General features: G+C 66.8%; 13 protein-coding genes and 1 pseudogene. 1 reads left to right on the top strand and 13 read right to left on the bottom strand.

Translation table 11 applies throughout. From position 1 onward, the window contains the following. Nucleotides 1-158: 158 nt before the first annotated feature. Nucleotides 159-600, top strand: a pseudogene (locus BSZ39_RS05595) (transposase); the annotation flags it as partial. 41 nt (nucleotides 601-641) lie between these two features. Here the strand turns inward: BSZ39_RS05595 and panD are convergent. The 13 genes from panD to BSZ39_RS05520 are packed head-to-tail and all read right to left on the bottom strand — an operon-like array spanning nucleotide 642 to nucleotide 13,530. Further along, nucleotides 642-1,079: an aspartate 1-decarboxylase gene (panD, locus tag BSZ39_RS05590; RefSeq protein WP_073716388.1), complete on the bottom strand. Its 438-nt coding sequence runs from the start codon at nucleotides 1,077-1,079 to the stop codon at nucleotides 642-644. A gap of 1 nt (nucleotide 1,080) precedes the next feature. Next, nucleotides 1,081-2,811 (bottom strand): pantoate--beta-alanine ligase, encoded by a 1,731-nt coding sequence (gene panC / locus BSZ39_RS14905; protein ID WP_083602977.1) that lies wholly within the window; start codon nucleotides 2,809-2,811, stop codon nucleotides 1,081-1,083. Between the two features lie 7 nt (nucleotides 2,812-2,818). Further along, nucleotides 2,819-4,309 (bottom strand): PH domain-containing protein, encoded by a 1,491-nt coding sequence (locus BSZ39_RS05570; protein WP_073716387.1) that lies wholly within the window; start codon nucleotides 4,307-4,309, stop codon nucleotides 2,819-2,821. Next, nucleotides 4,306-4,797, bottom strand: a complete 492-nt coding sequence (locus BSZ39_RS05565) for a PH domain-containing protein (protein ID WP_073716386.1) — start codon at nucleotides 4,795-4,797, stop codon at nucleotides 4,306-4,308. The genes BSZ39_RS05570 and BSZ39_RS05565 overlap by 4 nt, the downstream gene beginning before the upstream one ends. Nucleotides 4,798-4,814: 17 nt before the next feature. Beyond that, nucleotides 4,815-5,294, bottom strand: coding sequence for a DUF3180 domain-containing protein (locus BSZ39_RS05560; RefSeq protein ID WP_073716385.1), 480 nt, complete (start codon nucleotides 5,292-5,294; stop codon nucleotides 4,815-4,817). After that, complete coding sequence (folK, locus tag BSZ39_RS05555; protein WP_073716384.1) at nucleotides 5,291-6,157, bottom strand: 2-amino-4-hydroxy-6-hydroxymethyldihydropteridine diphosphokinase; 867 nt, start codon at nucleotides 6,155-6,157, stop codon at nucleotides 5,291-5,293. Before folK ends, BSZ39_RS05560 begins: the two co-directional genes overlap by 4 nt. Further along, entirely contained in the window at nucleotides 6,150-6,971 is an 822-nt protein-coding gene (folP, locus tag BSZ39_RS05550) for a dihydropteroate synthase (protein WP_245792434.1), read from the bottom strand. Before folP ends, folK begins: the two co-directional genes overlap by 8 nt. A 2-nt stretch (nucleotides 6,972-6,973) precedes the next feature. After that, a complete protein-coding gene (folE, locus tag BSZ39_RS05545; protein WP_073716382.1) occupies nucleotides 6,974-7,567 on the bottom strand; it encodes a GTP cyclohydrolase I FolE in 594 nt (197 codons plus the stop codon). Next, nucleotides 7,568-9,625 carry an ATP-dependent zinc metalloprotease FtsH gene (ftsH, locus tag BSZ39_RS05540; RefSeq protein ID WP_073716381.1) on the bottom strand — a complete coding sequence of 686 codons (2,058 nt, stop codon included), beginning with the start codon at nucleotides 9,623-9,625 and terminating at the stop codon, nucleotides 7,568-7,570. 8 nt (nucleotides 9,626-9,633) lie between these two features. Then, a complete protein-coding gene (hpt, locus tag BSZ39_RS05535) occupies nucleotides 9,634-10,188 on the bottom strand; it encodes a hypoxanthine phosphoribosyltransferase (RefSeq protein WP_073716380.1) in 555 nt (184 codons plus the stop codon). Continuing rightward, the gene (gene tilS / locus BSZ39_RS05530) at nucleotides 10,175-11,224 is read right to left on the bottom strand and encodes a tRNA lysidine(34) synthetase TilS (RefSeq protein ID WP_073716379.1); all 1,050 of its coding nucleotides are present in this window, start codon (nucleotides 11,222-11,224) and stop codon (nucleotides 10,175-10,177) included. The genes hpt and tilS overlap by 14 nt, the downstream gene beginning before the upstream one ends. Continuing rightward, nucleotides 11,225-12,205, bottom strand: coding sequence for a zinc-dependent metalloprotease (locus BSZ39_RS05525; RefSeq protein ID WP_073716378.1), 981 nt, complete (start codon nucleotides 12,203-12,205; stop codon nucleotides 11,225-11,227). It lies immediately after the preceding gene. Further along, nucleotides 12,202-13,530, bottom strand: a complete 1,329-nt coding sequence (locus BSZ39_RS05520; RefSeq protein ID WP_073716377.1) for a D-alanyl-D-alanine carboxypeptidase/D-alanyl-D-alanine-endopeptidase — start codon at nucleotides 13,528-13,530, stop codon at nucleotides 12,202-12,204. The genes BSZ39_RS05525 and BSZ39_RS05520 overlap by 4 nt, the downstream gene beginning before the upstream one ends. Nucleotides 13,531-13,580: the final 50 nt, after the last annotated feature.

The following is a 13,580-nucleotide window of genomic DNA, read 5'->3' as shown; positions in this document are numbered from 1 at the left end:
CGGGTCGTGGCTTTTCTTCGGTGACACCGTAGTCATTATCGGTGAAACTCCTTCTAGATCAGAGCCTCACACACAAACTTCCTGACACCCTCCATAATGATGGATGCCGTCGCTTTGGCGGCATGAACCCCGGACTCAAGCAAACCTTCAGCAGACCCTTCCGCTACGCCGGGCGGCAACACCGCGACGCGATCGTCCGTTCCCTCAAACCTGTCTACACGGCCCCGTCGGAGCAGGCGGCAAAGGATCGGTTCGAGGAGTTCGCCGCCGAGTGGGGCGAGAGGTACCCGGCGATCGTGCATCTGTGGCGCAGTTCCTGGGCGCAGTATCGTGCCGTTCCTCGAGTACGACGTCGAGATCCGGCAGGTGATCTGCACCACCAACGCGATCGAGTCAATCAACGCCCGGTACAGGCGGGCCGTCCGGGCGCGCGGGCACTTCCCGAATGAGGCCGCCGCGATCAAGTGCCTGTATCTCGTCACGCGGTCGCTTGACCCGACTGGCGGCGGAAGGGCACGCTGGGCGATGAGGTGGAAGCCCGCGCTGAACGCGCATCCGATCACCTTCGCCGGACGGTTCGAGAAAACCACCCACGAATGAAAACCGCCGGATCCCACACACCGTTTACCGGACAGACCCAGCTAGTCGCGGTAGGTGTCGAACGGGACGCCGGAGGGCTCGACGTTGTGCGGGTTGTCGGCGGGGACCTGGCCGGGATCGGCGTCGACGTCGATGACGCGGTTGTGTTCGTCGACGAAAACGACGTGGGGCTCGTAGCTGTGGGCGCTCTCGTCGTCGAGCTGACTGTAGGCGATGAGGATGACGATATCCCCCTCGTGCACGAGGTGGGCGGCGGCGCCGTTGATGCAGATCTGGCCGGAGCCACGCTCGCCCGGGATGACGTACGTCGTGAGGCGGGCACCGTTGGTCACGTCGACAACGTCGACCTGCTGGCCGGGGAGGAGGTCAGCGGCGTCGAGCAGGTCCTGGTCGACGGTGATCGAGCCGACGTAGTGGAGGTCAGCGCCGGTGATGGTGGCGCGGTGGATCTTGGACGTCATCATCGTCCGCAAGTGCATGCTAGGAGTCTTCTTCCGTGCCGAGCGTCATCCGCCGGTTATCGATCAGGCGGGTGGGCCCGACGAACGCGGCGAGCGCGAGGATGATCTCGCTGGTCGCGGCGTCGGCCGGCAGGTAGGTGCCCGCGTCGACCGCGGCTACATAATCTACCCGGACCCCCTCGGCTTCGGCCAGCGATGCGCGAGCGACATCGGCCACGGCCGCTGCATCGCGGGCTTCGCCGCTCGCGGCGGCAGCTTCGGCAGCGTCCAGGGCGGCGACGAGGGCGCGAGCCTGGGCGCGTTCGGCCTCCGACAGGTAGGCGTTGCGTGAGGAGCGGGCGACGCCGTCATCATCGCGCGCGATCGGGGCGCCGATAATCTCGACCGGGATATCGAGGTCATCGACGAGGGTGCGGATAAGCGCGAGCTGCTGGGCGTCCTTCTCACCGAAGATCGCGATATCGGGCTGGGTAAGCATGAGCAGCTTGGTCACGACCTGCAGGACGCCCGCGAAATGGGTGGGGCGCGTGACGCCCTCGAACATCGTGGCGACCGGGCCCGGGTCGATACGCACGAGCGGGTCGCGCGGGTACATTTCATCGCTACTCGGCGCGAAGACCACGTCGACGCCCTCGTCGGCGAGCAGGGCGACGTCGGCCTCGAGGTCGCGCGGGTAGGCGTCGAAGTCCTCGTTCGGAGCGAACTGCAGCGGGTTGACGAAGTCGGTCACGGCGACGACATCCGCGAGTTCTTTGGCTTTGCGCACCAGGGTGAGGTGCCCCTCGTGCAGGGCACCCATCGTCATGACGACCGCGCGTCGGCCCGGCCGCAGTGCGAGCGCCGCCTTGAGGTCTGCCTTGGTGCGCGCGACCTCCATCGCTGGTTTCAGCGCCGAGGTGAGCTCGGCGAGCTGGTCTGCATCGAGCAGCTCTCGGTCGGCGCAGCGCTGTGCGGTCATGAGCGCGAGCGTGCGGTAGGTCGTCGCGATATCGGCCTCGCCGAGGTCGGCAAGGACGGCGAGGTGGGCTCGGATCGTGCCGGTATCACCGCGCATGACGGGGCCGGTGAGCGCGCTATCGCCGCTGCGCAGGGCCCCTTCGATCGCGGCGCGCACGAGGGCTTTCAGCGTCGTGCCGGGATCGACCTGGCCGATCGCAGTCAGCATGCGACGGGCCTGGGCGATGAGGGTGACCGAGTGATTCGCCGCGTGCGTGAGCGCGGCGTGATAGAGCGGGCGGTCCGCGTCGGCGATCGAAACCGGCTGGCCGCCGACATCACTGACGAGCGCGTGCGCGACCGGCAGGATGCCTGGGGCGGCCGTGACGGCGAAGGCGCAGTCGGCGAGCCGGGCGAGATCGAGGGAGGTCCCGGTAAACGTCATGGCGGGGTGGATCGCCATCGTGATGGCGCCTCGCTGCGCGAGCGGTGACAGGACGCTCAGGCCGTGCGCGCCCGAGGTGTGGACGACGATTTGTCCGGGCGTCACGGCGAGCTCCTCGGCGACGGTTGGCAGCGCGTTGTCGCTCACGGCGATCAGGATGAGGTCCGCGCCGTCGGCGATGTCGTGCAGGTTGCGAACCGGAACATCAGGCAGGACCGCCCCGATGCGATCGGCCGCGGCCTCGCTACGGGCCGTGATTCCCACGATGCGGTGGCCCGCCTGCCGGAAGGCGGCGGCCAGGACCGGACCGACTCGTCCGGAACCGATGACGGCGATTCTTAGCGGGGTGGCAGACGCGGTGACGCTCATGCCCCTATTATGACGCGAGCGTGTTCACGCGACGCATCCACTCCTCGGGCCCCTCCTGTGTGCGGCGGACGCGGGCGCGCTCGGCTTGCTCGAACAGGATTTGCTGGGTGAGCTCCTCGGGCAGGTGGTGGACCTGCGTGTGGACCGGGCCCTGGACGGAGTGGGCGTGCAGGTCGGCGATGCGCAGGGCGCGCTCGAGCGGACCCTGGGACAGCGCGAGGGACTGGCTGCGCTCATGCGGGACGATGGCGGCGCGCCGGACGAAGAATCCGCCGCGCATTAGCAGGGCGGTGCGCGTGACGCGCAATCCGTGGCGTCGCCACGTGAACCAGTCGAGGTAGCGGGCGCGCGAGGGCGCCGCGACGAAGCCCTCGGCATCGCCCGTGCCGGTGAGCAGCGCGGTGATCATCTCGCGTGGGTTGTCGACCCCGAGGTCGGGCAGGATGAGCCACAGCACGCGCTCGAGGTCGATCCGACTGCCCACGGGCAGCAGGACGTTCTTGACCTGGGATGTCGAGGAGTTTTCGCTCTGTTCGTTGGCGTATCCCGCGACGTTGACCTCGATGCGCCACCAGTCCTTGTAGCGCCAGAGGAACGGCTGCGTGATCCCGACGGCCTGGATGCGGCGCGGCGGGATAGTTTGGGCACGGGTTTCGGCTAGACCGTGCCGCGAGCGAATGCCGTCGGGCGAAATCGCCAGCGTAAAACCGAATTCCCCGGCGATACGCGACCAGAACCAGCCGCCGAGGGCGAGGAACGCCGGCAGCATGCCGATAAGGCCGGCCCAGGTTTCCTGCCAGATCATGATGGCAAAGAAAATGATGCCGCCAATCAGGGCCACGACGAGTGAGAGCGACAGCAGGATCGAGGTGATGAGCTGCCCGGTCGGCACGGAGACGACCTCACGCTCCGGGGCCGCCTCGTATTCCACCGTGGTCTCGCCGTCCGCCTCGCTCGATGAGCCACTGACGCCTGCGGCGCGGGCGAGGATCTCGTTGCGTACCCGCTGGGCGTCATCCTCTTTGAGGAACTGGATCTGGACGTTAGAGGACGTGCCGCCGGCCGTTTGGATGTCGACGGCGGCAAGGCCCGCGAACCGGGCGAGCAGGGGTCGGACGAGATCGACGGCCTGGATACGGTTGAGGCGGGCGTGCCGCTGCCGCCGGAACAGGATGCCGTGGTGGTAGTAGACGGCCTCGTCACCGATGGCATACCGGATGCGTCGCCAGGCGAGATACGAGACGAGCCCGATGACCAGGAGGACGACGGCGATGATGCCGATCACGATGAGGTAGGTATAGCCGGGCAGGCTCGGCACCGCCTGTCCGAGGTCTTCAAACCGGTCGCGGATAAAGTCGAGCAGTTGCCACACGACGATGGCGAACAGTACGGCGATGCCCTTAATCGCCTGGATCAGCGGTGTGACGGGATGGACGGCGCGCCACGCGACGACTTTTTCCTCGGCGAGCAGCTCTGGGGTTTCGACGTCCTCGCTCATAGCCCCGCCAACTGTGCTTCGCCGCGCGCGGTGAGCAGGTCACGCAGCCGCTCGGCCTCCTTGGGCGGCAGCCCGTCGAGGGACGCGTCCGTCGAAGCCGAAGCCGTGTGGAGTTTGATCGAGGCGATACCGCAGGCGCGCGCGAGCGGCCCTTCCGAGACGTCGACGTACTGCATGCGGCCGTAGGGCACGATCGTCAGGGAGCGGAACATGATGCCGCGGCGGATGATGAATTCCTGGTCGGTCTCCGCATAGCCGAGCGCCCGCACCTGGCGCGGGATGAGCCAGCCGAGCCACGCCAGCAGGAGCACCATGATGGCGGCGCTGATATAGAACCACGAGCTCACCCAAATGCCGAGCGTCACGAACGCGACGAGCGGCGGGAGGAAGAAAATGGCGGCGACGATTAGGCGCGCTTTGATCAGCGAAAGCGATACGGGTGTGAACTTGATACCGGCAGGATGGAAAACTGCCCCCTGGGAACTCATGGGGACATTTTCCCATATCAGGCGGCAGACGGGCTGCGGGCGCCACCTGATGGGTCGTCATCGTCGGGCGGGATGACACACCAGGATTCGACGATCATCGCGACGATCACGAGGGCGAGGCAGGCGAGGACTGAGGCGCCCGCGATCCACGTGTGCTCGAAGTACAGCGGCGAGGAAAAGTTCCTAGCACCGATCATCGTCTGGGCGCCGAAATAGCCCGTGAGGCCGGCGCCGCCGAGCGAGCAGGACTTTGCGAAGAGCGCGACGCGGGCCGCGCCGATCGCGTCCATCGTCGTCTCTTCTTTTGCCACAAGGCGCTTCACGCCGATGCCAAGGCGCCACAAGATGACGGCGATCGCGAGCAGGAGCATTGTCGTCACCGCGGAGACGGGGACCGGGGTAGCGGACCGGTCATCGAGGTAGGCCAGCAGCATGTGGGAGACGAGTCCGACCGCAATCGCGGTGATCACGAGGCTGGAGGCGGAGGTGCGTTTCACAGCCAGTCCTCGGCGCTCGTGGCGATACCGCCATCGGCATCCGGTAGGAGCTCGGAAATCGGGCGGCCGCCGAGCAGGGCGTCGGGCCGAAGTTTTACATATGGCACGAGCACGAAGGCGCGGCGCGCGGCGCGTGGATGCGGGATCGTGAGGATGGGGTCATCGGAGCAGAACCGGCTGATGTCGATGAGGTCGATATCGATCGTGCGCTCGCCCCAGCGTTCGTGGCGCACCCGGCCGATTGCGGCCTCGATGCGGTGTGCGAGGTCAAGCAGTTCGCTCGCCGCGAGCCGGCTGCGGGCGATCACCACGGTGTTGTAGTAGTCGGGTTGACTGGCCTGGCCCTCGGCGAGGACCGGCGTCGTGCGCACGAGCGGGCCGACCTCGACTTCGCCGAGTTCGGCGCGCAATTGCTTGATCGCCTGCCGCAACTGGGCGGGCACGTCGCCGATATTGCCGCCGAGGCCGAAGACGACATCGCGCTCCCCTGCCGGGATGAGGCTCGCGCGCGTGCGGGTGATCGTGAGCGTGACATCGCTGAACGTCACCGCGATCGGCGCCTGCGGTTTGTGGATCGTCACCTCGACCTTGTCGACCTGTTCGAAGGCGAGGACGCGCCGGGCGATATTTTCTGCGAGGGTCTCGATGAGGTCGAGGCTACCGCGCACGAGAGCGTCGGCGACGGCTTCGGCGACCTCGGCGTAGGAGACGGTCTCATCGAGGTCATCACCGCGCGCGGCCGGGCGGGTATCGAGCCAGTAGGTGACGTCGGCGATGAACGTCTGGCCGTTGTGCTTTTCTTCCGCGAAGACCCCGTGGTGGGCGTGCGCGGTGATTCCGGTTAGGGTGATGGCATCAGACATGGCGGGCGTGCTTCAACTGATCGACGATATCGAGGGCGACGCGGCTCGCGGCCGGGTGGTGCACGCGCACCGCCCACAGGTCGCGCTCCGCGAACAAAGCGGTGAGAACAGCGGTGGCGAGATCCCGGTCGGTGGCGACCTCGCTTGGCCGCTCGGTCAACTCCGCGAGGAAGCGCTTGCGAGAGACCCCGATCATCACCGGCAGGCCGAGGTCACGGATGCGCTCGATATGGGCGAGCAACTGCCAGTTGTGGTCGGGGTTCTTCGCAAAACCGATGCCGGGGTCGACGACGAGTTGCTCGTCGCGTACGCCCGCGTTGCGGGCCGCCGCGATGAGGTCGGCAAGCTCGCGCGCCACGTCGGTAAGGACGTCGTCGTAGGTCGCGAGCTCGTTCATCGTTTCGGGGGTGCCGCGCCAGTGCCCGAGGATATAACGCGCTGCCGGATAATCGGCGACGACGCGGTAGATCTCCGGGTCGGCGAGACCGCCCGAGACGTCGTTGATGTAGTGGACGCTGGCCTCAAGCGCTCGTTTCGCGGTGCTCGCGTGCAGCGTGTCGACCGATATGTCCATTCCGGCGGCGACGCACTGCTCAACGACGGGCGCGATGCGCTCCCATTCGGTCTCGGGGTCGACCCGGGCAGAGCCGGGCCGAGTCGACTCGCCGCCGATGTCGATGAGGTCGGCACCGTCGGCGATGAGCTCGCGCGCGTGGTCGATGGCGCTATCGGTCTGAAAAAATTTCCCGCCGTCGGAAAACGAGTTCGGCGTGACGTTGAGGATTCCCATGATGAGGGGACGCCGAGGTGACACGGTTACCTCCCGGACATGATGAGGCTCATGGCCTCGGCGCGGGTTGCGGCGCTGCGCATCTGCCCGCGGACGGCGGACGTGATCGTGCGGGAGCCGGGCTTGCGCACGCCGCGCATCGACATACACAGGTGTTCGGCTTCGACGACGACGATCACGCCGCGGGGTTGGAGCCGCTCGACGAGGGAGTCCGCGACGAGCGAGGTGAGGCGCTCTTGGACCTGGGGGCGGCGGGCGTGCCCCTCGACGAGACGCGCGAGTTTCGACAGGCCGGTGACGTGGCCGGAGGCGTTTGGGATATAACCGACGTGAGCGACGCCGTGGAACGGCAGCAGGTGATGCTCGCACATCGAGTACATCGGGATGTCCTTAACGAGGATCATTTCCTCGTGTCCGATGTCGAAGGCCGCGTCGAGATGGTCGGAGGGGTTTTCGTGCAGCCCCGCGAACATCTCGGCGTAGGCGCACGCCATTCGCTTCGGGGTATCGCGCAGGCCGTCGCGTTCGGGGTCCTCCCCGACGGCGATGAGCAGGTCGCGAATCGCGCGCTCGACGCCGGCGGCATCATAGGCGCGCTTCGCGCCCAGCTGTTCGCTCATCTAATGCCCCTCTGACATCGGCGGCATCGGATCGCCCGCCTCGGCGGCCTGATCCGCCGGCTCCTTGGTTTCTTCACCCGACTCGATCTCAGCAGGGGTCCGCACCGGCGGCAGGTCGGAGACGGGACGTGATTCCGATGAGCGCCACACCGGACGCGGATCGCGCTTTTTTACGGGCTCGAAGATGCGAGCGATTTCCTTTTCGTTCAGCGTCTCGTGCTCGAGCAGTTCGAGGACGAGTTCGTCGAGGACCGCACGGTATTCGGTGAGGATCTCCCACGCCTCGTCATTCGCTCGATCGAGCAGGCGGCGGACCTCATCGTCGATGACGCGGGCGGCGTCTTCGGAGTAGTCCCGCTGGTGGCCCATATCGCGTCCGAGGAAGGGCTCGGAGGAGTCCTGGCCGAGCCGGACCGAGCCGACCTCGGCACTCATGCCGTACTGGGTGACCATCTTGCGGGCCATCGACGTGGCCTTTTCGATGTCGTTGGAGGCGCCGGTCGTCGGATCGTGGAAGACGATCTCTTCGGCGACGCGTCCCCCCATCGCGTAAGCGAGTTGGTCGAGCAGCTCGTTGCGGGTCGTGGAGTAGCGGTCCTCGCTAGGCATGACCATCGTGTAGCCGAGTGCACGGCCGCGCGGCAAGATCGTCACCTTCGTGACGGGATCGGTGTACCGCAGGGCCGCGGCGACGAGCGCGTGCCCGCCTTCGTGGTAGGCGGTGACCTTCTTCTCCTTCTCATTCATCACGCGGCTGCGCTTTTGCGGGCCCGCGATGACGCGGTCGATCGCCTCATCGAGCGCGCGGTTATCGATGAGCTGCGCGTTCGAGCGGGCGGTGAGCAGCGCCGCCTCGTTGAGCACATTCGCGAGGTCGGCGCCCGTGAAGCCTGGCGTGCGCTTCGCGACCATGTCGAGGTCGACGGACTGCGCCATCGGCTTACCCTTCGCGTGCACTCGCAAAATTGCGGCGCGACCGGCAAGGTCGGGCGCCTCGACGGCGATCTGCCGGTCGAAGCGGCCCGGGCGCAGCAGCGCGGGGTCGAGGACATCGGGCCGGTTGGTCGCGGCGATGAGGATGACGTTGGTATTGGAATCAAAGCCATCCATCTCGACGAGGAGCTGGTTGAGCGTCTGCTCACGCTCGTCGTGGCCGCCGCCCATGCCGGCGCCGCGGTGGCGTCCGACGGCGTCGATCTCGTCGACGAAGATGATGGCGGGCGAGTTGTTCTTCGCCTGCTCGAACAGGTCACGCACGCGCGAGGCGCCGACACCGACGAACATTTCGACGAATTCCGAACCGGAGATCGAAAAGAACGGGACGTTGGCTTCACCGGCGACCGCGCGCGCGAGCAGGGTCTTACCGGTTCCGGGCGGGCCATAGAGCAGCACGCCCTTGGGGATCTTCGCGCCGACGGCCTGGAACTTTTGCGGCTCGGCCAAGAACTCGCGGATCTCCTGCAGTTCTTCGACGGCCTCGTCCTCGCCGGCGACATCCGCGAACGTGACGTCCGGGGTCTCCTTGTTCACCATCTTGGCGCGGGCCTTACCGAAGCCCATCGCGCCGCGCGTACCGCCCTGGGCCCGCATCATGAGGAACCAGAACAGGCCCAGGATGATGACCATCGGCAGCATGAGCGTCAGCAGCGACGTCCACCAGCTCGGCTGCGGGACCTCGGAGTTATAGCCGTTTTCGGGTGCCGCGGACTGGATCGCGTCGACGACGCGTTCGCCTTGTGGCTCGACGTAGTAGAACTCGACTTCCTTGCCCTTATCGACTTCCTTGCCCTTGGCATCCTTGGTCTTAAAGGGTTCGGTGAGCTTCATTCGCACGCGCTGCGCGCCCTCGGTGACCTCAACCTCTTGGACCGTCGTCTTTTCTGCCGTCAGCAGTTTCAGGCCATCGGAGGTGTCGATCCGCTTAAAGGCGGGGCCCGTGAAGAACGACATCGCGATCCACGCGAGCACAATGATAAAGAGCAGCCACACGACCGGGCCGCGCGCAAACTTCAGCTTCTGCGACGTAGTCGAGCCGCTGTTTTTCTTTTCCGTTGCCATAAGTTCCTCTACCCGCCGTACACGTGCGGAGCTAGCGTGCCAATGAAGGGCAAGTTACGGTACCGACCGTCGTAATCCAAGCCGTAGCCGACGACGAATTCGTTCGGGATATCGAATCCGCAGTAGGCGACATCGACGTCGACCTTCGCCGCATCGGGCTTGCGCAGTAGCGTCGCGATCTTCAGCGACGCGGGCTCTCGCGAGGACAGGTTACGCACGAGCCACGACAGCGTGAGCCCGGAGTCGATGATGTCTTCGGCGATGAGGATGTGCTTGCCGTGCACGTCGGTATTCAGATCCTTGAGGATCCGCACAACGCCCGAGGATTTCGTGCCCGAACCATAAGACGACACCGCCATCCAGTCCATCCGCAAGGGGGTGCTCAATCGCCGCGAAAGGTCAGCCATGACCATCACCGCGCCGTTGAGGACGCCGACGAGAAGGATCTCTTCACCGGCATAATCCCGGTCGATCTCGGCGGCCATCTCGTCGAGACGGCGAGCGATCTCTTCCTCGCTGAGCAAAGTCTTAGCGAGGTCTGTGCCCATATCAGCAGCGTCCACGTAACTCTCCTTGGGGTGTTGCCACCTTTAGCATGCCACTTTCTTTCGTTGCGATCACACCGCCAGGAACGTAGATCGGGCCGTGTACGGCGCGGAGCGTCACGAGCCGGTCGACCTCCTGCACATGGACCTGACCCACTTGCTCCCCTGCGGGCATGACACGGGTGAGCGCGCGATGGATGATTCTGGAACGGATTGCGGAGTGGAGCCCCACGAGCTCGGCGAGCGTGAGCCACACCTGATCGGCGGGCGCGTTTGGTACGTTGGCACGCTCGAATGCGGCCGTCGCGCGTTCGCTCAGGGCGTCATCATCGGAGCGCGCCAGTTGCGCCGTTCGGGCGAGCGACACGCTCACCTGATCCCCGAGGACCTCAGCGAGCAGTGGCATCACTTCGTGACGCACACGGATGCGTCGCAGCGGCGAGCCGTCCTGCTGGCGCCATGGGCCGTCGAGTTCATTGGACGGGTCGAGGACGGGGGCGAGCCCGGCGGCCGCGCAGATCGCGGCGGTGTCGGAGCGTCGCAGCCCGAGGAACGGGCGGAGCCACAGCCCGTCGCGCGGCGCCATTCCCGACAGCGCGCCGGCGCCGGAGCCGCGCGCGAGTGAGAGCAGAACGGTCTCGGCCTGATCGTCGAGGGTGTGGCCGAGCAGGATTGCGCTCGCCCCGAAGCGCTCGGCCACGGCAATCAGCGCCTGGCGGCGGGCCCCTCTCGCCGCGGCTTCGGGTCCGCCGTGCCCACGGCCGGCGCTGCCGCCCGGAACCTCGACGGCGATGATCTCGGCAGCTAGGCCGATCTGATCAAGGAGCGCCGCGGCGTGCGTCGCCTCGCTCGCGGATTCGGGGCGAAGCTGATGGTCGATGATGACCGCGCGCGCCTTCAAGCCGTCGCGCTCGGCAACGAATGCGGTACAGATCGCGAGCGCCAGCGAGTCCTGCCCGCCGGAGACAGCCAGGAGGACGCGCGCCCCCGGAGCGATGCCGAGGTCTCTGATCGCCCGCCGTCCCGCGGCGACGGCGGGATGGGGCCCGGCCATTTATGACTCGCTGGTGCGTGCGATCCAGCGCTCTGGATCGTGGATCTCTTCCGGAGTGGGCAGGGCGTCGGCGTGGTCGAAGACGCGGTTGAGGCCCGCGTGGCCGACCTTATCGATCACGGCGTTCACGAAGGCGGCGCCGTCGCGGTACTGGGCGAGTTTGTCCTCGATCCCGAGCCCCGTGCGCAGCATCTTTTCGATTCGTTTGGGGTTGGTCCGACGCTTATTAAACGCGGCCCGGATGCGCCGCGCGCTCGGCATGCGGGCCGGGGAGATCGCGTCCATGACGACATCGGCGTGGCCCTCCAGCAGCGCCATGATCGCGCTGACGCGTGCCATGGCCGCTTGCATGTCCTTGGGCAGGATCGCCTCCGTGATTGGGGTATCGTCCCCGCCGCGCACCGCCGTCGAGAGCCAGGAGATGAAGCGCGCGGCGCTGCCCTCGGCCTCACGCTCGAGGTTGGCGAGCAATTCGCGCGTCAGGATCGCCAGATGGTCCGCGAGCCAGGGCGCGGCCGCGAACTGCACGGCGTGGGTGGCTTCGTGCAGGCAGACCCACAGCCTAAAGTCCATCCCGTCGAGCGAGAGTTCCTTTTCCACGTGCCGCACGTTCGGAGCGACGAGCAGGAGACGGCCGTGGAACGGGTCGTACTGGCCGAGCACCTTGGTGGACAGGAAGGCGAGCGCCGCCCCGAGGTCGAAGCGATCTGCGCTGATACCGGGGACGGCATCGCCGATTATCGCGTCGAACAGTTCGAGGTTCGCCTGCTGAAAGCGCGGCCGGTCGACGATATATACCGGGATTTCGCTCGCGGCGCGGGCGGCGCGCGTCAGGCCGGTGATACGCCCGACTTCTTCGGGCGCAAGTGCGGCCGAGCGGCGCAGGACGTCAACGACGGCACGCGCCTGCGTCAGGCTGCCTGGGTCCCCGGCGGGGGTGAGCGCCGAGGCGAGCGGATGCGGGGAGTACGAGGACGTCATGTACCCAATCTAGCGAGGGTAGCGATGAATGCGTCCAGTTCCTTGCGTGCCTGCTGGAAGTTCCCCTCCTGCACCTCGGGCGCGAGGATCGAAAAAGCGAACTGGCGCCCCTCGGATTCGAGGACGCCCGATAGCGAGATCGCGGTCACGAGCGTGCCGGTCTTGGCCCGCACGAGGCCCGGACTATCGGCCAGGCGGGTACGCAGCGTGCCGTCGAGGTGCGAGACAGGCATCGATGCAATGAGCGGCGCGAGTTCGGGCTTTTTGCCCGACGCGGCCGCCGCGACGATATCGGTGAGGAGCCGCGCCGAGACCTTCGTGCCCGAGGACAGCCCACAGGAGTCGGCCAAAGATGTATCCCCCAGCTCGAAGCCGGCATCGGCGAGCTGGGCGAGGACGGCGGCGCGGCCTGCATCGAAGGTGCCCTCTTCGCCGCGGGAGCGGGCGACGAGGCGGGCAGTCGCCTCCGACGTCGTATTGTCCGAGCCTTTGAGCGTATGAGACACAAGGCGCTGGACCGTCTCCGATTCATGCGAGGCCATGAGCACGTCATCGGCTCCGACCTTTCCGCGACTCGTCCCCGTGACGGTGATGCCGGCGTCTTTGAGCCGGGCTGCGAAGATGCCGCCGGCCGCGAGCGCGGGGTCGCCGTCGGCCCGCGAACCATCGCTCTTGCCCGAGTTCACGCCGAGCCCCATGACGGGCTGGATCCAGGGTCGATCGAGGTCGCCCCAGCCGGGCGCCCACGTCGGGCCGGTGAACACCGAGTCATCGACGCGCAGCGCGACCGAATTCACGTCGGCGAAGTGCAGCCCCGCCGCCGCATCGGTCGCGAGCTTTGCGAGGTCATCGGCGGTCAGCCGCATGTTGCCCGAGCCGACGAGGGTGAGAGTGTCCATCCCGTTGAACATGACGCGCGTCGGCAGCGTGGCGCTCTCGCCGAGCGCGAGGAGCGCGGCGGCCGCGGGCAGGATCTTGACGGATGAGGCCGTCGTATACGCAGTATCGGCGTCCCGTTGCGCGAGCACGGTCCCCGAGGACACGTCGCGGATCATGACCGCCACGCGCGATCCGAGGGCGCGGGAATTGGCGGCAAAGGTATCGACAGCGCTTTGCAGGTCACCGGCCTTCGCATCGGCCTTGACCTCGGGCGTGGCTGATGCGGCGGGCGCCGGGACGCTGAGTGCGGGATACGCGACGGGATCTGCCGGTGGCGGAGTGAGGGTCAAAAATCCCGGCACGACGTCGTACGCGTCGGCCACGCCATAACCGCCTACACTAAGCACCAGCGCACCCGCGAGCAGGAAGGAAGTCCCCTTCTTCATTTGTTCCACCTCTCGATGAGCGCGCCACATGGTCGTCATAGGCCAGACTA

This window comes from Bowdeniella nasicola, from assembly GCF_001907295.1.
GTDB classification, from domain to species: Bacteria; Actinomycetota; Actinomycetes; order Actinomycetales; family Actinomycetaceae; genus Bowdeniella; species Bowdeniella nasicola.
The sequence above is the reverse complement of the archived record's forward strand: the minus strand, read 5'-3'. Positions and strand labels throughout refer to the sequence as shown.